Source organism: Burkholderia sp. BCC1047 (assembly GCF_902833155.1).
Taxonomy (GTDB): domain Bacteria; phylum Pseudomonadota; class Gammaproteobacteria; order Burkholderiales; family Burkholderiaceae; genus Burkholderia; species Burkholderia sola.
Map to the genome: position 1 here is coordinate 103548 of NZ_CADFEH010000005.1, position 20937 is coordinate 124484.

The 20937-nt window shown below is 64.6% G+C and carries 17 protein-coding genes; 5 read left to right on the forward strand and 12 right to left on the reverse strand.

Features of this window, described 5'->3' with window-relative positions; genetic code table 11:
- Nucleotides 1-54 precede the first annotated feature (54 nt).
- The 3 genes from HWX55_RS07875 to HWX55_RS07885 all read right to left on the reverse strand — a co-directional run bounded on the left by HWX55_RS07875 (nt 55) and on the right by HWX55_RS07885 (nt 2990).
- The gene (locus tag HWX55_RS07875) at nt 55-219 is read right to left on the reverse strand and encodes a hypothetical protein (protein WP_175975185.1); all 165 of its coding nucleotides are present in this window, start codon (nt 217-219) and stop codon (nt 55-57) included.
- Between the two features lie 431 nt (nt 220-650).
- Entirely contained in the window at nt 651-2132 is a 1482-nt protein-coding gene (locus HWX55_RS07880; RefSeq protein ID WP_175975186.1) for a winged helix-turn-helix domain-containing protein, read from the reverse strand.
- Between the two features lie 3 nt (nt 2133-2135).
- Nucleotides 2136-2990 carry a PhzF family phenazine biosynthesis isomerase gene (locus HWX55_RS07885; RefSeq protein ID WP_244140521.1) on the reverse strand — a complete coding sequence of 285 codons (855 nt, stop codon included), beginning with the start codon at nt 2988-2990 and terminating at the stop codon, nt 2136-2138.
- 225 nt (nt 2991-3215) lie between these two features.
- On the opposite strand from HWX55_RS07885, the gene HWX55_RS07890 reads away from it, so the two are divergent.
- From HWX55_RS07890 to HWX55_RS07910, 5 genes are all read left to right on the forward strand, one after another.
- Nucleotides 3216-4070, forward strand: a complete 855-nt coding sequence (locus tag HWX55_RS07890) for an AraC family transcriptional regulator (protein WP_175975188.1) — start codon at nt 3216-3218, stop codon at nt 4068-4070.
- 322 nt (nt 4071-4392) lie between these two features.
- Nucleotides 4393-5865, forward strand: a complete 1473-nt coding sequence (locus HWX55_RS07895; RefSeq protein ID WP_175975189.1) for a benzaldehyde dehydrogenase — start codon at nt 4393-4395, stop codon at nt 5863-5865.
- A gap of 13 nt (nt 5866-5878) precedes the next feature.
- Nucleotides 5879-7006, forward strand: coding sequence for an NAD(P)-dependent alcohol dehydrogenase (locus HWX55_RS07900; RefSeq protein WP_175975190.1), 1128 nt, complete (start codon nt 5879-5881; stop codon nt 7004-7006).
- 167 nt (nt 7007-7173) lie between these two features.
- A complete protein-coding gene (locus tag HWX55_RS07905; protein WP_244140529.1) occupies nt 7174-8343 on the forward strand; it encodes a helix-turn-helix domain-containing protein in 1170 nt (389 codons plus the stop codon).
- A gap of 694 nt (nt 8344-9037) precedes the next feature.
- Entirely contained in the window at nt 9038-9589 is a 552-nt protein-coding gene (locus HWX55_RS07910) for a sigma-70 family RNA polymerase sigma factor (RefSeq protein ID WP_175975192.1), read from the forward strand.
- A gap of 77 nt (nt 9590-9666) precedes the next feature.
- On the opposite strand, the gene HWX55_RS07915 is transcribed toward HWX55_RS07910, so the two are convergent.
- The 9 genes from HWX55_RS07915 to HWX55_RS07955 all read right to left on the reverse strand — a co-directional run bounded on the left by HWX55_RS07915 (nt 9667) and on the right by HWX55_RS07955 (nt 20699).
- The gene (locus tag HWX55_RS07915; RefSeq protein WP_175975193.1) at nt 9667-10095 is read right to left on the reverse strand and encodes a Fis family transcriptional regulator; all 429 of its coding nucleotides are present in this window, start codon (nt 10093-10095) and stop codon (nt 9667-9669) included.
- A gap of 31 nt (nt 10096-10126) precedes the next feature.
- Nucleotides 10127-11614 carry a metalloprotease TldD gene (gene tldD, locus HWX55_RS07920; protein WP_175975194.1) on the reverse strand — a complete coding sequence of 496 codons (1488 nt, stop codon included), beginning with the start codon at nt 11612-11614 and terminating at the stop codon, nt 10127-10129.
- Nucleotides 11615-11665: 51 nt separating this feature from the next.
- Complete coding sequence (locus HWX55_RS07925) at nt 11666-13024, reverse strand: metallopeptidase TldD-related protein (protein ID WP_175975195.1); 1359 nt, start codon at nt 13022-13024, stop codon at nt 11666-11668.
- Nucleotides 13025-13246: 222 nt separating this feature from the next.
- Nucleotides 13247-14467 (reverse strand): thioredoxin, encoded by a 1221-nt coding sequence (gene trxA, locus HWX55_RS07930; RefSeq protein ID WP_175975196.1) that lies wholly within the window; start codon nt 14465-14467, stop codon nt 13247-13249.
- Between the two features lie 78 nt (nt 14468-14545).
- Nucleotides 14546-16348, reverse strand: coding sequence for an ABC transporter ATP-binding protein/permease (locus HWX55_RS07935; RefSeq protein WP_175975197.1), 1803 nt, complete (start codon nt 16346-16348; stop codon nt 14546-14548).
- On the reverse strand, nt 16345-16767 hold the full coding sequence (locus tag HWX55_RS07940) for a biopolymer transporter ExbD (RefSeq protein ID WP_175975198.1): 423 nt from the start codon (nt 16765-16767) through the stop codon (nt 16345-16347). The genes HWX55_RS07935 and HWX55_RS07940 overlap by 4 nt, the downstream gene beginning before the upstream one ends.
- Before the next feature lie 11 nt (nt 16768-16778).
- A complete protein-coding gene (locus tag HWX55_RS07945; protein WP_175975199.1) occupies nt 16779-17519 on the reverse strand; it encodes a MotA/TolQ/ExbB proton channel family protein in 741 nt (246 codons plus the stop codon).
- Between the two features lie 23 nt (nt 17520-17542).
- A complete protein-coding gene (locus HWX55_RS07950; RefSeq protein ID WP_244140522.1) occupies nt 17543-18274 on the reverse strand; it encodes an energy transducer TonB in 732 nt (243 codons plus the stop codon).
- Between the two features lie 34 nt (nt 18275-18308).
- Nucleotides 18309-20699, reverse strand: coding sequence for a TonB-dependent receptor (locus tag HWX55_RS07955; protein WP_175975201.1), 2391 nt, complete (start codon nt 20697-20699; stop codon nt 18309-18311).
- Nucleotides 20700-20937: the final 238 nt, after the last annotated feature.

Sequence of the window (20937 nt, forward strand, 5' to 3'; positions counted from 1 at the left end):
TGTGTATTTGGGGGATGGCGGTCTTTGCCTGACTCGATTGCCGCGCGACTTTCGTCAGCCCGTCGCGGGTGCGAGGTACGCATCGAGCATCGGCATCGGGCCATGCATCGTGGCCGCGGACAACTTGTCCGGGCGGGTCGTCGGCGGATTGACGACGCGGGCTTCGATGCGACCGCGGGCGACGGAGGAGACGACGCGCGCTGCGTGGGGGCTGTTCATGGAACGGATTTATACGCGGGGGGAGAAAGGAGCGTCCAATACTTTTGGTCGGGATTTTTGATACCTGTGAGGTATTGAAATCCGGCCATGCATGCAGAATGCCGCATCGCACCATACCTTTTTTGGTCAGGTACGTGGGCGAAAGGCTTGCTGGAGCGCGATCGCGCGAGCGGGGGATATCGCTGAGGCGGGCGGCGGCTCGGCCGGTATCGGCAGGGGGAAAACGGCTGAAAACGGGCGCCCTGCCGAGTCGATCAGGGTTTTCCTGACGGGAAAACGGCGGGCGGGCCGCGCCGGCTTCCGGTTTCGACGTCGGTTTCCGCGAGCGACCGGACGGAATGGGGGGAGCGGTTACCGACGGCGGATTCACCGCTCGCTGCAATTCGTTCAGGCCGCGTCAGCGGCTGCGCGCCTGCCGTTTCCCGACATGCTCAGATGCCGTAGGCCAACTCCCGCTCTTCCACTTTCTCGTTGAACGAACCCGTTCCAACGGTCGGCGCCTCCTCACCAGCACCGAAGTGGTACCCGGCATAGCGCGCGAACATCCGAATGTCCTTCTCCCCGATGCGACGCTTTTGCAACGCGTATGCTCGCGCGGATTCGGAAAGTAAAAATCGATGTTCGCCGTTATCCGGCTCAACACTCACGAGCGACTTCTCGGTCAGTTCGGCAATGTCGCTGGCAACGTCGGACAGCGTATACCTCGCATCACATACCAGCGCGCGCAATGCCTCGAAAGTAAAAGCACGCTGGAATGCCGCGACGTGACCCAATAGTTTCTGACTCGACGGGCTCAGCGACGCAAAGCTCCAATCGAAGCTGGCCTGTAACGTCTGATGGTGCGCAAGCGCCGTCCTGTATCCCCGCGTCAGCAACTTGAAGCGATCGTCGAGAAATCCGTGAACACCCCGAACGCCCAAAGCACCGATACGCCCAACTGCCATTTCGATCGCCAGTGGATTGCCGTCGAGCCGACGACAGATATCGCCAACGAGACGCGCGCTTTTTCTTAAAGTATCAAGGTCGCAACCCGACTGTCGCGCACGCTGCAAGAACAGTTGAACCGCCTCACAATCCAGCATCTCCGCGATGGATGATTCCGGACGTGGCACTTGGAGCGGGCGCACGTGGAAGACAGTCTCACCTGATACCCTCAACCGCTCGCGGCTCGTGACGAGTACCCGCAAGTTGCCACGCCGCATGCAAACCGAATCGACCAGTCGGGCGACTGCATCGATGACGTGCTCGGCGTTGTCCAGCACCAGCAGCGTGCGGTCTCGCGGCAACGCCGCGACCAGCGCGTCGACCGCCGACGTGTCGTCCCGTATCGACAGGCCGAATGCCGTCGCGATTTTTTGCAAAACCGCTTCTGGAGAGGCCGCATCGGAAAGCGCGACGAAACGCGTGATATCAAAACGGCCGCTGACTGCCGCATGAGCCACTTCGATTGCCGCGCTCGTTTTCCCGACGCCACCGGCGCCCACCAGCGTCAATATAGGCGTCGTGTCCAGTATTGACGCGATATTGGAGACCAGGCTGTCGCGTCCGGTGAGTGCCCCGTGCCGTCGCGGAATATCGCTGTCGCCCTGTCTGACAGGCGTAGCCTTCGTCAAATTCGCGCTCGGGGCTGGTCTCCGCGTCAGTTGGTAACCGCGGCCGGGTACGGTCACAATCAGGTCGCGTTGCGGTCCAAGCAATTTTCGCAACGTGGAAATGTGCACCTGCAGATTGTTCTCTTCAACGACTGTTCCGGGCCAGACCGTGGCCATCAACTCGTCCTTCGTTACGACACGTCCCGCCGCCGACAAAAGCACCGCGAGCACGTCGAATGCACGCGAACCGACATGGAGGGCCTTCCCATCACGTCGTAACGAGCGCGTCGACAAATCCACTTCGAGCGTGCCTAGCAACATGGCTCAAGCCTCGTCGATCAGACAAACCGGGCCGCTGAGCCAGCAACCGCTGCTTTCATCGGCCGGATCGCGAAAGTTCACCGTGATCGCGGACGGACGCCCCATCGCCACGCCCTGACGCACGACGATGCCGTGTCCCCCCGGGGCGACGAGCCCGTAGCGATGCGCGCCGTACAGGAGCGCTGCCGCTGCGATGCCGGTCGCCGCGTCTTCCGGATAGCCGGACGCGCGCGGGAATTGCCGTGCGTCGAACACGTGCGGTGCATCGGCATCCAGCGAAAACGGATACAGACCGGTCGACGACAGCGCGTCGCACAAGGCTTCGATTGGGTCGAGTTTCGGCACGATCGCATTCAACCGTGAGGTCGTGCGAACCGGCACCAGCGTTTTGGTGCGGCTCGTCGTTGCGTTGACGATGCCGAGCGGCAGCAGATCGTCCGCATCGAGGTTCAGCACATCGAGTGTTCTGGCAACGAGCGCCGCGTCGGCAATCGGCTCGACGCGTCCCGCGGGTTGGCTGACTTCGATCCGGGCGTCGGCAGCGTCGTATCGCGCTTCGACGCTACCGCTCAGCGTTTCGATCCGCGCCGTGTTCGTGCGCCATGCGCCGGTGTGACGCAGCAGCCACAATGCGCCCAGCGCCGCGTGTCCGCACATCTCCATCTCGTGGTTGGGGACGAAAAAGCGGAAGCGGAAATCATGGTGCGGATCGACGGCGCGCATCACAAACCCGCTTTCCAGACCATACGCGCGGGCCACCTCTTTCATCTGCGCGTCGGACCAGCCGTTCGCGTCCAGCACAACCGGGGCCGGATTGCCGCCCTCGTCGGTGGCGAAAAATACCCGTACGAGCCGCACAGGTTGTACGATGCTCATGCGCTTGCTCCCTAATTAACCCCGCCTATCGGTGTGCCGCCTTTTGTGAAGCCGGTGCGAGGGCCAGTCCGTCGTCCGTCGCAGCATGCACGGTCTGCGTTTTTTCTTCGCTTCCATTTGGGCCGGAACATGCTCACTATCGGGCCATGGCGGTTGGCGCCAGCGCGTTGTCCCTCTCTTATAAGTCCCAGGTCGCAGGTTCTCGCCATGTTTTATCAGACGTCTAGATCGCACATTCCCGCCGACCGCGTGGCTGCGACCCGTCGCATCACGATGGCCGATTACGTGACGTCGTGGCACGAGCACGAAGAGTTCATGTTCCTGCTGCCGAGTCAAGGCACGCTGACGCTGACTTCGGAGTGTTCCAAGCATTCGCAACGCATCAGCGCCGGCGTGCTCGCGATGGTGCCTGCCGGGATTTTTCACGACACGGCGAGCAATCCCGGAGAGCATTGCCATACGGCCGTCTATGCGGAGCGCGACTTCGTTTCGTTTTGTGCGCGCAAATCCAATGTCCGGCTCGCCGGAGGCGATGCACCGCGCTACTGCGCGCCGCCGCCTGCTCTGCTCGGGGCACTGCGTTTGCAAACCCAGTTCGACGCGGATGACGAAACGGCGGAAGCGCACGAGATGTCGCGGTATCAGAACGATCTGGTCGATCGGCTGATTGCGTCGGCGTGCGTGGCGGCAATGCTGAGCGCCACACCGAGCGATGCCACTCCGAAGGTTTCGCGCGAGCAACGGGTCAATGAAATCAAGGCGTATCTTGACGTCATGCTGGCGGAGCGGATCCATATCGACACCATCGCTTCGGAATTCGCGATATCGCGACGTCATCTCACCCGGATCTTCCGCGAGGAGACCGGCGAAAGCCTCACCGATTATCAGCTCCGGCAACGTGTGATGCGCGCGCGTTCGCTCTTGAACGTTCCCGGCACGACGGTGCTGTCGGCAGCCCTGAGCGTGGGGATCGAATCGCCGTCCTACCTGGCAAGGCTATTCAACAAGTTCGGTCTGCCTTCCCCGCGCGAGCTGAAGGCATCCAGTACTCGATGCAACTGACGCCTCTTTACTTCCGACTTCTGTCGCCCCCATCGGACTCGGACCACTCATCCGGTAAATCCTGCCGTACCTGACCGCTCGCGACATGCTTGCTGTCGGAGGTTTGGACGCTGCCGTGTCGTCACACGGCGTGCGGCACAAGCCCACACGGCAACTGTTCAATTTCCGCACACCGAATCGCCTCCCCCCGCCCGTCCGTGCGGGCGCGACGGATGGGAAAAAACCCGGATACCCTCATTTCACCGCCGTCGCCTACCCTCGCGCGCATGCCGGTCGATGCCCAAGCAACGATCCGGCCGATCCGAATTCCACAGGAGCGCAAATGGATAGCAGCACCACCACCGCACTGTTCGACACCGACATCTGGCGCGGCAAGATTTTCACCGGCCGCTGGCTCGCAAGCCAGCACGCGGCCGACGTGATCGAACCGGCAACCGGCGACACGCTCGGCCGCATCGGTCTCGCCGACGGCGCGGCCATCGCCGAAGCATCGGCCACCGCACACCGCACCCAGCCCGCCTGGTTCGCGCTGCCCTACGACGAGCGCGCGGCGGTCCTGCGCCGCGCGGCGGCCGTCGCCGAAACGCACTTCGATTCGATCGTCGACTGGCTCGTGCGCGAAAGCGGCTCAACCCGCGCGAAGGCAGCGTTCGAAACGTCCGTCACGATCAAGGCGCTGCACGAAGCAGCCGGGCTGCCGTCGCGCGCGGCCGGCGAAGTATTGCCGTCGGCGGCCGGCCGGTTGTCGCTCGCGCGCCGCCGTCCGCGCGGCGTGGTCGGCGTGATCTCGCCGTTCAACTTCCCGCTGTACCTCGCGATACGCGCGGTCGCGCCGGCGCTCGCGCTCGGCAACGCGGTCGTGCTGAAGCCCGATCCGCGTACCGCCGTGTGCGGCGGCGTCGCGATCGCCCGCGTGTTCGAGCTCGCCGGCTTGCCCGAAGGCGTGCTGCACGTGCTGCCCGGCGATGGCGCGGCCGGCGCGGCGCTGGTCGCCGATCCGCACGTCGCGATGATCCAGTTCACCGGCTCCACCGCGGCCGGGCGCAAGGTTGGCGAAGCGGCGGGCCGCCACCTGAAGAAGGTATCGCTCGAACTCGGCGGCAAGAATTCGCTGATCGTGCTCGACGATGCCGATCTCGACCGCGCGGTCGCGAACACCGCCTGGGGCGCGTATCTGCACCAGGGCCAGATCTGCATGGCGACCGGCCGCGTGCTCGTGCAGCGCCCGATTCACGACCGCTTCGTCGCGAAGCTCGTCGAGAAGGCGCAAAGCCTGCGCGTCGGCGACCCTGCCATCGGCGACGTCGGCCTCGGCCCGCTGATCAACGCCGCGCAACGCGACCATGCGGCGAGCGTGGTCGACGCGGCGCGCCGCGCGGGCGCGCGGGTCGAGACGGGCGGCAATCATCGTGGCCTGTTCTTCGAGCCGACCGTGCTGAGCGGCGTCGCGCCGGGCAATCCGGCATTCGACGAGGAGATTTTCGGGCCGGTCGCGATCGTCGTGCCGTTCGATACCGACGAAGACGCGATCGCGCTCGCCAATCAAACCGAATACGGACTGTCGATGGCGATCCTGTCGGCCGACGTCGGCCGCGCGCTGAGGATCGGCGAGCAGTTGAACACCGGGCTGTTGCACATCAACGACCAGACGGTCAACGACGAAGTGATCAATCCGTTCGGCGGCGTCGGTGCATCGGGCAACGGCACGAGCATCGGCGGTGCGGCAAACTGGGAGGAATTCACGCAGTGGCAGTGGCTGACGATCAAGGGCGAAGCGCCGCTGTATCCGATTTGACGAGGAGACCGACATGTACACCGACAACGATACACGCGCCGTCACCGCGGCCATCGCCCGCGCCGCCGGCGCACCCTTCTCGATCGAGGCGGCCCGCATCCGCGCGCCGCGCGGCGACGAGGTACGGGTGCGCGTCGTCGCGACCGGCTTGTGCCATACCGACCTGATCGTGCGCGACCAGTACTACCCGGTGCCGCTGCCGGCCGTGCTCGGTCATGAAGGCGCCGGCGTGGTCGACGCGGTCGGCCCGAACGTGAAGACGCTCGCCGCCGGCGATCACGTCGTGCTGACCTACGGCGCGTGCGGCCATTGCGCGTCGTGCGTCGGCGGTCACGGCGCGTATTGCCGGCAGTTCTTCGCGCTGAATTTCGGCGGCGCCGACGCGGACGGGCAGACGGCCATCCGCGACGAAGCCGGTCAACCGCTGCACGATCATTTCTTCGCGCAATCGTCGTTCGCGAGCTACGCGCTCGCCCGCGAGAACAACGCGATCAAGGTGCCGAAGGAAGCGCCGCTCGAACTGCTCGGCCCGCTCGGCTGCGGGATCCAGACCGGCGCGGGCGCGGTGATCAACTCGCTCGCGGTGCGCCCGGGCAGCAGCTTCGCGAGCTTCGGCGCGGGGGCGGTCGGCATGAGCGCCGTGATGGCCGCACGCATCGCGGGCGCGACGACGATCATCGCGGTCGACATCGTACCGTCGCGGCTGGCGCTGGCGCTGGAGCTCGGCGCAACGCACGCGGTCAACAGCCGGGAAGTCGACGTGGTCGACGCGATCCGCGAGATCACCGGCGGCGGCGTCGACTACGCGCTCGAATCGACCGGGCTGCCGGCCGTGCTGTCGCAAGGAATCGACGCGCTCGGCTCGCGCGGCACGATGGGCGTGGTCGGCGCGCCGAAGCTCGGCACCAAGGCCGAATTCGACGTGAACAGCCTGCTGCTCGGCGGTCACACGATTCGCGGCATCGTCGAAGGCGACAGCGTGCCGCAGACGTTCATTCCGCAGCTCGTGCAGCTGTATCTGCAAGGGCGGTTTCCGTTCGACCGGCTGGTGAAGTTCTATCCGCTCGATCAGATCAACCAGGCGGCGGAAGACAGCAGCAAGGGGATCACGCTCAAGCCGATCCTGCGGTTGCCGCACTGAGCGCGCGGGCGCCCCACGTGCCGCCGACGCGTCGCGGCGGCACGTGGGGCGCCCTCGGGGAAGGCAAATGCCGCATTCCGGGCACCGCGCTATATTACGCATTCGCTCGACACGCCGGCGCGGCACGCGCGCCCGGACCTTCGACCCACATGGAGCGCAGCGTGAACATGGCCCCCGAATCCCCTGCACGACCGGTCGACCTCGACCGGCTCCGCGCCCGCTTCGCCGCGGGCGAGCCGCTGCCGGAAACGGCGTTGCCAGCCAGCGTCGCGCGCTCGTGGCTGCGCTCGCGCGACGCCGGGCTCCGGCCGTGGCAAACCGCCCGCTATGAAATGCAGCGCGAGCCCGACGAATCGCGCGCGGATCGGCGGCTCCATCGCTGCGTCGCGCAGGAAATCGAGCCGCTGTGGGCCGCATTCGGCGGCACCGAATGGACGATCATGTGCGTCAATCCGCACGGCACGATCGTCCATGCGCGGCGCAGCCCGCAATGCGACGACGCGCTGCTGACGCCGATCGTCGCCGGGCGTCGGATCGTCGAGCCGAACATCGGCACGACCGCGCCGAGCTGCGTGATTCACGACGGTAGCGAAGCCATCGTCACGGGCGCGCAGCATTATCTCGACGCGTTCTCGCGGGTGTTCTGTCTCGCGGTGCCGCTGGTCGGCTTCGACGGCGAAGTGATCGGCGCGCTCGATATCACCGGCATCGGCAGGCGCAACGTCGCGCAACTGCGCGAACCGTTCCGGCACGCGTCGCTCGCCGCCGAGCAGCGGCTCTATGCGATGCTGCGCGACTGCCATCTGTTGCAGGTGCAATTCGATCCGCGCTGGCTCGGCACGCCGCTCGCCGGCGTCATTGCGCTCGACGAAGCGGGCCGCGTGCGCGCGGTGAGCCGCCTGGCACGTCAGATGCTCGACCTCGCGCCTGCCGGGCCGGTGGCGCCGCATGACCTGCGGCAACTGCTTCCGGGCGCGACACCCGCGCAGCAGCGTCGTTTGCTGACACCGGCGCGCACGCCACAGCGGATCGCGCGCGACGATGGTAGCCACGTATGGGTGCGCACCGTGCGTGCGCCGCTCGATCGCGCGGCCGCAACGCGCGACGCCGATGTGCTCGCCGGCGCGGAGGACGTGGGCAACGCGGCGCCGGCCGGCCGCCCTCACGCCAACGCCAGCCTGCACGAACAATCGCTCGATGCGATCCGGCGCGCGCTCGACGAGCACGACGGCAACGTGTCGGCGGCCGCGCGGCAACTCGGCATTTCACGCACGACGCTGTACGCGAAACTTCGGCAGTGCGATGCGGCGGGGCTCGGGCACGACGCGTCGCGTTGACGACGCGGGATGAAGCCGGTCGCGTGGCCATGGCGTCTGGGGTCTGTTCATGCTGACAACGGGCTTGCGCTGCCCCTGAAGGCCAATACTTGTTTGGCTCATTCCCATCGTCTCGTGTAGTCGCAGCCCGTCATTCGCGTGTCGACACGCACCATTGTCGATAACGGTGCGCCCGACACGCCGACCGCGCTCGACGCATGTCGCGAGCCGGAATCGCGAAGCGTCTGCGGCCGGGACACGCGCCGTCGAAGGTCGCCGGCGATCGTCACGTCGCACTCGGGCGCGGATTGAAATACGCCCGTGCCCTGTCCACGTCAATGCGACTCAGAAGCGGTATCCGACCAAAAGGATGCCGCGAATTCACTGCTCTCGTTCCGTGCGTCGCCTCATGACGATTCGACGATTCATGGGTTCCGTCGATGTTGCGGTATCCGTATCGTTCACGGATTCGTCAGACTTATCGGCCGATGGGCGCGTGATTTTTCGGTGGCGAAATAACGGCGAGAAATATTGCGTTGGTTTCAAACCACTTTGAGTCCGGCGGTTTTTGTAATGGCATACTCAAGCCTGGGCGCTGCGCAGAGGCGTTGTCACTTCCAGAGGCATGACGGCGCAAAGAATGTGCGCTTCTTCACGTGCGGTTTTCGTGCACGGTTTCGTGCGCTAACGCCATTCGTCCAGGAATCAGTTTCACATGAACTACAGTTCACCGATCGGTGGCTCCCCCACGAGACGCGATGTCGACGACGAACGCACGCGCTCGCGCGCGGCGTGGTTGACGAGTGAATTCCGCGCGAGCTACGCGTGGCTGAAGTCGAAACTGCAAAGGCGCGTCGGCTCGCCGGCGGATGCGGAAGATCTCGCGTCGTCGTCGTTCGCCGAACTGGCGGATGTGCAGGACCTGACAGCCGTGCGCGATGCCCGCGCCTTTCTCACGGTCATCGCACAGCGCCTCACCTACGAGATGTGGCGCCGCCGCGACCTGGAACGCGCGTACCTCGAAACGCTCGTCCATCGGGAAGAAGCCGTCACGCCGTCGGCGGAAAGCATGGCGGAAGTGACGCAGGCGCTCTTGCTCGTGGATCAGGCGTTGAACGGGCTGTCACCCAACGCGAAAAGCGCGTTCGTGATGAGTCAGATCGACGGCCTCACGCATGCTGAAATCGCCGAGCGGCTCGGCGTGTCGGTGAGCATGGTGCGCAAATATATTGCGCAGGCGCTGACGCAGTGCTATCTGATGGCATGAGGCGGCTGCGCCCGCGTCGGCGCTCGGCTGCCGGCTGACGTCCTGCCGTGCCGTTCGTGGTCGCGGACGCGCCGCTTTCACTGCGCCGCATCGGGTCGCTCCAGTTTCCGCGCGACGATGTCGATCACCCGGACGGGCGCTGTCTCGAGTTGCGAGTCGTGATCCGTCACGAGCGCCGCGAACGCGCAAAAGGCGGCCGGATCGAATCCGTAGCGGCCTTCCTCTCCCGATTCATAGGCATTGCCGGCGATGCGTTCGTATTCGTCGGACGGATGCAGATATTGCCCGCCGTAGCCGAGCTCGCGCAGCATCGCGGCCGCCATCGCCACGCGCAACAGGATGCGTAGCGCGGTCAGCGAGCCGGCGCCGGCGCGCAGCGCTTCCAGTTGAAGGTGATACTCCAGTGAAAGCGCATCCCGAATGGCCTTCGGTAACGGCAGAAGTTCCGTCTTGTCCGCCCGCGACCGGACTCTCGACTGGTCGAGACGCTGTGCCCATCCTCTCATCCTCGGCTCGCCGTCCGTCCGCACGCATTCGTCATGCCGTTCCGCCCACCGTCATGTCGTCCACGCGAACGGTAGGCTGCCCCACGCTCACCGGCACCGACTGGCCAGCCTTGCCGCACACGGCGCGGCCCGTGTCGAGCTCGAGGTTGTTGCCGACCATGCTGATCTTCTGGATCGTCTCCAGCCCGTTGCCGGTGATCGTCGCGCCTTTCACCGGCGCGCAGAGCTTGCCGTTTTCGATCAGGAATGCTTCCGACGCCTCGAACACGAACTGCCCGCTCGTGATGTCGACCTGCCCGCCCTCGAGCCCCGCCACGTATATCCCGCGCTTCACCGACGCAATGATCTCCTCGTGCTCGCGATCGCCGTTGAGCATGAACGTGTTGGTCATGCGCGGCATCGGCAACACCGCATAACCCTCGCGGCGACCATTGCCCGTCGGCCGCATGTTCATCAGCCGCGCGTTGAGCGAGTCCTGCATGCAGCCGCGCAACACGCCGTCCTCGATCAACACCGTGCGTTGCGTCGGACAGCCCTCGTCGTCAATATTGAGCGAACCGCGGCGGCCTTCGAGCGTGCCGTCGTCGACAATGGTGACGTTGCGCGCCGCCACTCGCTCGCCGGTGCGGCCCGCGAACACCGACGTCTTGCGCCGCATGCCGTCGGCCTCGAGACCATGGCCCACGGCTTCGTGCAACAGCACGCCGTTCCAGCCCGGCCCGACGACGACGGTCATCGTTCCCGCCGGCGCGGGCCGTGCATCGAGTTTCGTCAGCGCGGCTTCGACGCGGTCGTACACCAGCGTGCGGAGGTCGTCGTCCGACCACGAAGCGAGCCCGTAGCGGCCGCCGATCCCGCCGCTCGCGCTTTCGACCCGGTCGCCCGATTTGACCCGGACGTTGATCGCCAGTCGCAGCATGGGTCGCACGTCGCCGACGCTGAGCCCGTCGCAACGCGCGATCCACACCGTCTCGTGCGTCGCGGCAAGCATGGCGTTGACCTCGACCACGCGCCGATCCTTCGAACGCGCCAGTTCGTCGACGCGCTTGAGCAGCGCGAGTTTCCGCTCCGCGCCGATCGCACCAAGCGGCGCTCGCGGAAGATAGATCGATCGCGCCGCCGCGGAACCGGCGGGTTCGCCGCGCGGCGTTACGCGGGAGAGAACCTCCGGTCCCGAACGAATCTGCCGCGCGATCGTGCGCAACGCGTCCGCCCCGATTCGTTGCGAACTCGCGAACGTCGTCTCCTCGCCGTTCAGCACGCGAATGCCGAATCCCGAATCGCACTGCCAGGCGCCGCCCCGCACGGCGCCGCCTTCGAGCGACCACGATTCGGCGATCGACTCCTTCAGATAGATGTCGGCGAAGTCGCCGGACTGCCCGAGCGCGCTGTTCAGCGCGGCGAACAAGTGCGTTTCGTCGATGCCGTGTTCGTCGAGCAGCCCCGCATACGCCGCGCGACGCACGTCGTCGAGCGAGGGGCCGCTGGTGTGGGTCAGGGTTTCGTTCGTGTCCAGCATAGTGTCGTACCGGTATGTGACAGGAAAGGATGGCCGCGCGCACCGCGCACGTCAGCTGCCGCCGATTATCATTTCATCGATCAACCACGAACCCGTGCGGAAGCTTCCTCTGGTCACGGTGTCGGCCCCCACGGCGAGCAGGCCGGAAAACATCGCATTCAGATTCGACGCGATCGTGATGCCGGTGACCGGAAAACGGATCTGGCTGTTCTCCACCCAGAACCCCTTCGCGGCACGCGAGAAATCGCCGGTCAGCCGGTTCACGCCGCCGCCCGCCATCTCGGTGACGAACAAGCCGCGATCGAGCCTTTCCAGCATCGCGTCGATCCCGTCCGAGTTCGCGGTTTTCGCACTGCGCACTTCGAGGTTGTGCGGGCCCCAGCCATTGCCGGTCGGCGCCATGCCGAGACGCCGGGCTGCGTACAAGCCAAGAAAATAGCCGCGCAACACGCCTGACTCGACAACCGATCGTCGGGACACGGCAACACCGTCGGAGTCGAAGCAGCGACTCGCCATTCCCCTGGAGACGAATGGATCTTCGTACAACTGAATGTGATCGGTAAAGACTGGGGTACCGAGACGGTGAGTCAGGTACGAGCCCGTCCGATAAAGCGCATCGCCGGATGCCGCGTTGACGAACTCGCCGAGCAGCGACATCGCGGCCATCGGCTCGAACAACACGGGGCAACGCTGCGTTTCAATCTGCGTGCCGCCCAGCAGCGCGAGCGCGCGCGTCGCGGCTTGCGTGCCGATCCGTGCGGGTGCGTCGAGATCGGCATAGGCGCGCGCGCCGTCGCTCCAGAATCCCATCTGTTTCTCGCCGGTGCCTGCCGCGACAGGCATGCACGACAAAAAATGCGTGGACCACGGCACGCTGTGCCCAAACCCCTCGCTGGTCGCGAGCAGCGATAATCCCGCGGAAGTCCCGACGCTGGCACCGTTGGTCGTCACGATGGCCGGGCTCGTGGAGAACGCGGCCTCTTCCGCGCGACGGGCGTCGTCGAGCATGTCATCGAGCGATAGATCGAGCGGATGATACAAGTCCAGATCGATGAAGTCCCTGGCGAGCAAGTCCGCCTGAGCCAGGCCGGCAGCGGCATCGACGTCCGTGACAGACGCGATGTCGATGGCGGCCGCCACCGCGCCGGCAAGGCCGTCGGCGGACAAATCGGACGAGGTCGTCGCGCCGCGCCGGCCATTGCGATAGACCACGAGCGAGACAGATGAAGACAGTCGAAGACTCCGTTCGGTCGGCATCCGGTTGCGCACGGTAGCTGTCCGCGATTCGACGTGATCGATCTCGACACGGACGCCGTCGGCCCCTGCCCGTCGTGCCAGATCGAGCGCACATTCGGCCGCCGCCTCCAGGCCGGATTTCACGTCGCGCCACTGCGTACCGCCGTCATGCATGGAATCACTCCGAGTGTTGAATTGCCGCGTGCCCCACGCGCCTGCCCGTCTGCCAAGACGTTTTCGCGTCATGTCGAGCGGGAGCACATTGGAAACAGTCTATAGAGCGCGATCGGATTTTTTTACGAAAGAAATCACCGTCTCGCGGATTCGTGGAATCGTTTTGCGCGCACGCCGGCGTATCCGGAATTTACGTTCGACGCACGCCTTTTCTCAGATGACTTACGCGCAGCGCTGCGTGATCGCGATCAAACGATCGCCGATGCGCGTGCCGACCTCTTTCATGGCCTGCGTGCCCTCGCCGTAGTGAGACCGAAACCGCGCGACGAGTTCAGCATCCACCAGCCCGATTCGCTCGAGGGTCTTGTCGCCTTGCGAAGCCTCTTCGCCGCGCTCCACCGCGCGATTCGACGTTTCTTCCGCGAGCTGCATGAAGCGTCGGTCGTCATCGCGCGTCCAGTTGCAGGCCGCGCGCAACAACTCCCAATGCGCGCCCGCAAGGCCGAATATGAAATCGGTGACGATCGCAGCGTCGCCGAACGGCTGAGCGACCAACACGAGAAGCCGTGTCGCCAACGCGTGCGCGGCGCCGGCCGGGGTGGTATCGGCTTTCGCGAGCGCCTGCTTGATCGCGGCCAGTTCCAGGTCCAGGGGCCCTTCCGCCCGAGCGGGGTCATGCTGCGCGGCCAGCCGGTCGCGAATCGACAGCAACGCCGCATCGCCGCCGATCAACTCGGTCATCTCGCGGCCAGACAGCAGATCCGTGACCAGCATTTGCGGCAGCCGCGAGAGATTCGCCCCCACCGGAACGGCGTCAAGCCACTTCGCGACGAACTCCGCGCCGTTCAGATGGGTGCTGCGATAGCTCGACAGCGATTCCACCACGGCCAGCACGTTGGCCGGAATACCCAGCATTCTTGCGCAATCGTCCACGTCCGCGGTGTTGCAGACGAACTGAATGGCGCTGCCGATTTCGCCGTCCCACATCGCTTCCGAAGGCGCGGCCCGCTTGCGATCCACCCATGCGCGCAACGCGCCAAGGCGCTCCGCCTTGAGCGTGGCATTGCCGCCGAATGCGTTCGGTACAACGGCGATTGCCGCCGGCAACGGCGTCACGGAACCGAGGTGATTGTCGATGAAGCCGGCCAGTTGCGTGGCGGAGCGATTGCCGACCACGCGTCCGAGTTCCTTGCCGCCGTGCAGCAGGATCAGCGTCGGAATACCGCGAACACCGAATCGTTCGCGCACGCCTGCATTCTCGTCCACGTCGATCTTCACGAACGCCACGTTACCTTGAAACTGCTCGCTCAATTTCGACAACGTCGGCGCGAGCGCCTTGCACGGACCGCACCACGGCGCCCAGAAGTCGACCAGTACGGGCAGCGGGTTGTTGATCACGTCGGCTTCGATTGTTTCCAGCGTCACTGCTTTCAGATTGCTCATGAATCGACCTTGTCCTGTTTCGTTTGTTGGCACGCCGCACAGTGTTCTAATGCACGGCATCGGTTGGGATCGTGGCGCTCAGCACAGTGGCGTTCCGACGGATGCGCGACTGCCGGCGTGTGCGCCCTCCGTTTCGTCGGCCGCATCCTGTCGTGCTTCCGGTGCCGCCGGTGCGGGAAAATCGACCGTCGTGTCGTGAAACGCCAGCAGTTCCTTGCGATGCGCGACGCTGACGACCGTGGCCTGAGGCAAACGCTCGATTAGCAAACCGTAAAGTTCCTTCTCGCTTTGGCTATCAAGTGCGGACGTGCATTCGTCGAGGAACACCGTGGAAGGTTTGGCGAGCAGTACGCGTGCAAATGCCACGCGCTGTTGCTCGCCGCCGGAAAGCCGTGTGCTCCAGCGGTCCTCGACATGGAGCAAGCGCGCATAGGCCGACAATCCGCACGCGTGCAGCAGTGCCTCGCATTCGCTGTCCGGGTACGCCGAAGCGTCGCGCGGATAGGTCACGGCCGCCTTCAGCGAGCCCGGCGGGATATAGCTGCGTTGCGGCAAGAAGAACGTGCCGGCCGCCGGACGCACGATCGTGCCTTCGCCGTAGGGCCATAGGCCGGCCAGCGCGCGCAGTAACGTGCTTTTCCCGCACCCCGAGCGACCGCGTACGAGGCAACGCTGGCCGGCCAGGAGCACGAAGTCGGGCACGCGCGACAGTGTGTCGCCCGACGCGTCGCGCAAGACGAGCCCGCTCGCGGCGACCGCTCCAGTGCGGCTTTCGTCCAGCGCGATTTCCTGTCGCGGCTCATGCTCGGTCACGTGCAGGAATTCGCGCAAACGGTTGGCCTCCGCACGCCACGACGTAAATCCTGGATACACTTGCGGAAAAAATGCCAGCGCCCCCGTGACGGAATGAAATGCGCCGTTCGATTTCATCAGCCCGCCGAGCGTCAGCCCGCCCGACATCAGTTGCGGCAGCACCAGCAAGGTCGGAATGACCGAACTGACCTGACCGACGATATTGGTGAAGAACAAGAGGCGCGTATTCACCCACAGCGTCGCGTAGAGATTCGATACCACGAAGCGAAACGATGCCTGCAGACGCCCATGCTCGGACGTTTGCCCCTGAAAGAACGCGATCTGTTCCGCGAATTCACGCACACCCACCATCAGCACGCGAAAATCGCCCTCGACACGATGCTGTCTGGCCGTCAGCGTGATGAGCCTGCGGCCCAGATAATGCGTCGCCGCGAAAATGACGCCGGTGTAGGCAAATGCGGCGAACACCAGATAACCGTGCAATACGTACGACGATCCGCCGATATGCATCTGAAACGGGCCGCCCATGCGCCACAGCACGACGCTGAACGACACGACGCTGACCGGTACCGAAAGAAACCCGAGACCCAGCAGCAGCGTGCCGTCGACGAACAGCTTCACGTCTTCAGCGATACGCTGATCGACGTTCTCGAGTTCCCGGTCGCGTTCGATCCGATAATAGTTGTTGCGTGCGAGCCATTTTTCGGCGAGCCACGTCGTGAGCCACCGGCGCCAGCGAATCTGCACGATTTGCTGCAGCACCACCCCGGTAATCTGCACGACCGCGCCGGCCATTGCCACGAGCAGGAAACGCACGAGCAGCTCCGGCAGCATCTTGAATCGGGAAGCGCCGATCGCATCGTAGAACGTGCCGGTCCAGTTGTTGTTCCACAGCATCACGTACGTCGTGGCCCAACTCGACCCGATCACGAGCACCAGCAATATCAGCGAGAACACGCCTTCGCGCGTACGCCAGTAAGGGAACAGCAGTCGCCATACGGACGGAAAATGGCGGCGCGCTTCAGCGTCTTCCGCGCGGTCCATTGGAGAAGCGCCGTTCACCGTCATGGGTGCGCCTCGGGCGGTTGCATCACGAAGTTGATCTTGTTGAGGCCGCCGCCCTGAAGCGCCGCGAGAATGGTCGCGACCTTGCCGTACTCGACGTGCTGATCCGCGTTGATGTTGACCGCCGGCGGCTCGGCCTGCGCCGCGGCCTCGGCCACGCGCGCCTTCAACGCATCCGCGTCAACCGGCTGCTTGTTCCACAGCACCGTCTTGTCCGCCGTGATCGACAAATCGATGTCCTGCGTTTTCGACACGGCCGGCTGCGCCGCCGCCTGCGGAAGATCGACCTTCACCGCCTTGTTGATGACGGGCAGCGTCACGATGAAGATGATCAGCAACACCAGCATCACGTCGATCAGCGGCGTCATGTTGATGTCGTTCATGACGCCTTCGTCGCCGCCGCCATCGGTAATCATTGACATGACGGGCTCCTTCAGGCGGCCAGGTTGGGCGTCGCGCGCTTGGTCGCGACCGGTGCGCCAACCGGCCGGCTGGCGTCGGCACGGGCCTTCGCGCCGGTGACGAAATACACGTGCAGCTCATGCGCGAAGCGGTTCAGCCGATGGCTCACGCGCTTGTTGCCGCGGTTCACGTAGTTGAAGCCGAGCACCGCCGGAATGGCGACGAACAGCCCGATCGCCGTCATCACGAGCGACTCGCCCACCGGGCCGGCAACGTGATCGAGGCTGGCCTGACCCGACATGCCGATCGCCATGAGTGCGTGATAGATGCCCCAGACGGTACCGAACAGCCCCACGAACGGCGCGGTGCTGCCGATCGAGCCCAGCACGGCCAGGCCGTTCTGCAGGCGCGCGACTTCGTCGTCGAATGCGTTGCGCAGCCCGCGCGCCACCCATTCGCTCGCGCTCAGGCTGCCCTGCATCGACGGTTCATTGCCCGCATGCTGTTCATTCGCTTCGCGCCCGGCAAGCACCAGCGCACGATAAGGATTGTCACCGCGCTCGCCCAGCGCCGCGATGCCGTCGCTGATCGACGCACTGGACCAGAAACCCGTTTGCGCGCGCTTGCCGAACGATTCGAGACGCCGATTGGAAAATCCTTTCGTCAGTATCACGAACCATGATACGACGGACATGCCGATCAGGAAAACGAAGATGAAGCGGGTGACGAAGTCGCCCTGTTGCCAGACGTTGGCGATGCCATACTGTTCCATGTGTTGCTCCGATTGGTGCGGGTTCAGTCGTTCAGGTTGAATGCGATGGGTTGGGAAGCTTCGACCGAGCGCGCGATGCCCGCGGTCTCGTACGGATGACAGCGGCCGGCGCGGATTGCCGCGACGGCGGCCGCGTCGAGCAGCGGCGAGCCGCTGCTCTGCGCCACGCGCGCGGACGTCACCGCGCCGTCGGTGCCGATGCTCAGATGCACGACTACGGTGCCCTCCTGTTGCAGCCGGCGCGCTTTCGCCGGGTAGTCGGGTCGCGGCATCTGGCATCCCAACTGCTTCAACTCGCCCGCGCTGATTTGCTTCGGCGCGTCCAGCAGGTTCGGCCCCGGCGCGGGTTGCGCGACAGGCTGTGCCGGCGCCGCTTCAGGTGCGGGATGCGGCGCGGGCGCCGGCGCGACCGGCCGCGTTTCGGCGGGTTTCGGCGCCTCCTGGGGCGCCGCTTCCACCGTGCGCGGGCTCGGCGCGTGCGATGCCAGCACGTGCGCCTTTTCCGGCTTCGCCGGCGCCACCGGTTTCGGTGGCTCGGTGCGCGGCTTCGGCGGCGCAGGCGGGATTGGCGCTGGCCGCGGCGCCGGCGCGGCGACCAGTTGCACCTGCACCGTGCCGCCCGCTGGACGTCCCGCCTCGAGCCTGAGCGTCACCGCGCTTTGGTGGACCGCGACGTACAGCCCCAGCAGCACCCCTGCGGCACACGCGATGCGGCGTGTGCGCGCATAAGGCGCCTGGGACGTGTTCTCGCGCACGGCGATGTCGTCCCACGGGCGGGCGGGCAAGGAATCAGAAGTCATAGGTTCCGGTCAGCATGACCGTCCGCTCCGGACCCATCGGAATCATGGAGGCCGACGTGCTGCTGTAGTAGAGCTTGCGGTTGAACACGTTCTTGATCGAAAGATTCAAGCCGTACCCCTTCTTCCGATAGAACACGCCGAGATCCGTCTCCACCTGGCTGGGGATGCGGTACGCCGAGCCCGAGCCGATGTACTGCCCGCTCGCGAAGAAGAGCCCCGCGCCGACCCCGAAACCCTGGAGCTTTTCGGTCTGGAAGTTGTAGGTCGCCCACAGGCTGGCGCTGTTCTTGGGCAGGTTCACCGCCAGCTTGGTGTCCGGGGGCTGCACGAAGTCGTTGTACGTATAGCTGCCCACCACATTGACGCCAGGCAGCGGCTGCCCGGTAATCTCCGCTTCGAATCCGCGGCTCACGGCGCCGCCGGCAGGAAGATAGAAGCCGCGATGGGCCGGATCGGCAACGTCGTAATTGCTGAACGAGGTGCGGTAAGCCGAGGTCGTGATGGCCAGCTTGTCGTCCAGCAGGTTGAACTTCATGCCCACTTCGACTTGCTGGCTGATTTGCGGGGGGAGCACACCGCCACCGAATTGAAGCGCCGTGCCCGGTTGGAAGCCGCGGTTGTAGCTCGCGTAGGCCGAAACCTCGGAGGTCAGTTCATAGAGCAGGCCGAGGCTCGGGCTATAGGCGTTCTGATGGCTTCCCGCCGGGGGGTTACCGGCGTAGGTCGCATGTGTCAGATAGGTATCCCGGCGCACGGACGCGAGCGCATGGAAATTCTTATAGGAAAACTGATCTTGTAGATATAAACCGGTTTGAGTGAAGTAGGTCGTGTTATTCGGCATCACGTTTCCGGTGTCGGGAGACGGAAGCGTAAATGAGCCGAAGACATTCGGAATGGAAATGAATTTCGATGTCGTGGTGTCAGACTGATGCTGGCTGTAGCGCAGAACGTCCCAGCCCGCAATCACCGTATTTTTCACAGCGCCGATATCGAACTTGGCTCGCAGGTAATTCTGGAAGCTCCAACTGTAGAAATCCGAGACCGAATCGAAGTTGTGGAACAACGTGCCGTTGGTCGCCGAGAGCGGCGTCGCCGTTGTCCAGGCTTGCTGCGTTTGTTGGGTCCGCGTATAGGAACCCTTGCTCACGAAGGTCAGCGCCGTGCCGAGCTTTTGTTCGAGGTGAATGAAAATATTGTCCGTTTGCGCGCCGAAATGGTCGGACGGCGTGCCCAGCGGCCTGTCGATATAGTTTCGATAGATGTCGCCCTTGGCATAGCCGACGGTGAATGGCGGAACCGGCTCGCGATTGACCGTGCGCTCATATCCGACCGTTACATCCGTGGTCGAGTCCTTCCATTGCAGGGTCGGTGCGAAGTAGAAATTTCTCTCGCCGTCATATCCCATCGAATTCTGGCCGACCCGTTCACCCGAGATGATGAAGCGATACCGAAGCTTCTTGTCGGCGGTGATGGCGCCCGTGCTGTCCAGCGCGATCTGCTCGTCGCCGTAGGAACCGTAGCCCACCTGGATTTCGTGAAACGGTTCGGCCTGCGGCGTTTTCTTGACGAGATTGATGACGCCTCCCGGCGGACTGTTGCCATTCACGATGGCCGAGGGCCCCTTGACCACTTCCACGCTCGAGATGGCGATCGTCGGCGTAACGTTGGGGGCCGTCCCGACAGTCGCCAATCCATCCGATGTGAGGTTTTGCGCTACAAACCCGCGAATCGTGTAACTCGGCACACCGAGCGGCCCAGGCCGCGTGACGACACCGGAAGCATTCCTCAGCACGTCGGAGAGCGACTGAGCGGCCTGGCTCTGGATCACCGCCGCGTTGATGACGCTGACCGATTTCGGCGTCTGGCTCAGCGGTACATCCGATCGCGCATAGGTGGACGACGATTCCGCGACGAAGCCGGTGCCGCCGGAGTCCCGGCTGGCTGCCACGCTGATGAGCGGAAGCGTGGTGTCGACAGGCCCCGCGGAGACTGCCGCCGCCGACGCCGCAACGGGCGCCGCCGCGGTCGGCTTCGCAACCGCCTTCTGAATGGTCAGACCACCGCTGCCCGTGGCGACGAGGTCGAGGCCGGTGCCTCGGAGCGCTTGTCGAATCGCGGCCTCGGCGGTGTAGCTGCCCTCAACGGGCGACGATTTCAACGATTGCACGAGGCCCGCGTCGTAGCTCAACCTCACGTTGGCCGCCTGCGCGATTTCGACCAGCGTACGGTCCAACGGACCGCTCGCGAGATGCCATGACTGCTGGGCAGTCTGTTGTGCATGCGCCGACGCCGCGATGAAAACCTGTGCAACGGCGACCGCGACGGCAACCCCTGATGCCTGGCTCGAGATCGCCCGGCGTGTTCTGATGTTGAGCTTCACGTTTGAACCGCTCCCTTGTCGAATGTATTGGCTCTTCGTCCGTTCTTTCAGTATTCCTACGCGTAATCGCGTCATCATCGTGTCGCAAAGTACCGTCATGCTTCAAATCGGGCTTCAGTCAGCCTCTTGCCCGAATGCGTCATCGATGAAACAAGTCTATCGTCCGGGCCTGGAATGTTTTTTTGAAACAATTCGCTTGCGCCGCCCGTTTTGGAATTCCATTCCGCGGTTTCCGCCG

Excerpts from the sequence above, each read along its gene's own strand:
- HWX55_RS07940 (WP_175975198.1), bottom strand. The coding sequence starts at position 16,767 with ATGTCAATGATTACCGATGGCGGCGGCGACGAAGGCGTCATGAACGAC.
- HWX55_RS07935 (WP_175975197.1), bottom strand. The coding sequence starts at position 16,348 with ATGACGGTGAACGGCGCTTCTCCAATGGACCGCGCGGAAGACGCTGAA.
- HWX55_RS07945 (WP_175975199.1), bottom strand. The coding sequence starts at position 17,519 with ATGGAACAGTATGGCATCGCCAACGTCTGGCAACAGGGCGACTTCGTC.
- HWX55_RS07905 (WP_244140529.1), top strand. The coding sequence starts at position 7,174 with ATGGCCCCCGAATCCCCTGCACGACCGGTCGACCTCGACCGGCTCCGC.
- trxA (WP_175975196.1), bottom strand. The coding sequence starts at position 14,467 with ATGAGCAATCTGAAAGCAGTGACGCTGGAAACAATCGAAGCCGACGTG.
- tldD (WP_175975194.1), bottom strand. The coding sequence starts at position 11,614 with ATGCTGGACACGAACGAAACCCTGACCCACACCAGCGGCCCCTCGCTC.
- HWX55_RS07875 (WP_175975185.1), bottom strand. The coding sequence starts at position 219 with ATGAACAGCCCCCACGCAGCGCGCGTCGTCTCCTCCGTCGCCCGCGGT.
- HWX55_RS07890 (WP_175975188.1), top strand. The coding sequence starts at position 3,216 with ATGTTTTATCAGACGTCTAGATCGCACATTCCCGCCGACCGCGTGGCT.
- HWX55_RS07925 (WP_175975195.1), bottom strand. The coding sequence starts at position 13,024 with ATGCATGACGGCGGTACGCAGTGGCGCGACGTGAAATCCGGCCTGGAG.
- HWX55_RS07910 (WP_175975192.1), top strand. The coding sequence starts at position 9,038 with ATGAACTACAGTTCACCGATCGGTGGCTCCCCCACGAGACGCGATGTC.
- HWX55_RS07900 (WP_175975190.1), top strand. The coding sequence starts at position 5,879 with ATGTACACCGACAACGATACACGCGCCGTCACCGCGGCCATCGCCCGC.
- HWX55_RS07880 (WP_175975186.1), bottom strand. The coding sequence starts at position 2,132 with ATGTTGCTAGGCACGCTCGAAGTGGATTTGTCGACGCGCTCGTTACGA.
- HWX55_RS07915 (WP_175975193.1), bottom strand. The coding sequence starts at position 10,095 with ATGAGAGGATGGGCACAGCGTCTCGACCAGTCGAGAGTCCGGTCGCGG.
- HWX55_RS07895 (WP_175975189.1), top strand. The coding sequence starts at position 4,393 with ATGGATAGCAGCACCACCACCGCACTGTTCGACACCGACATCTGGCGC.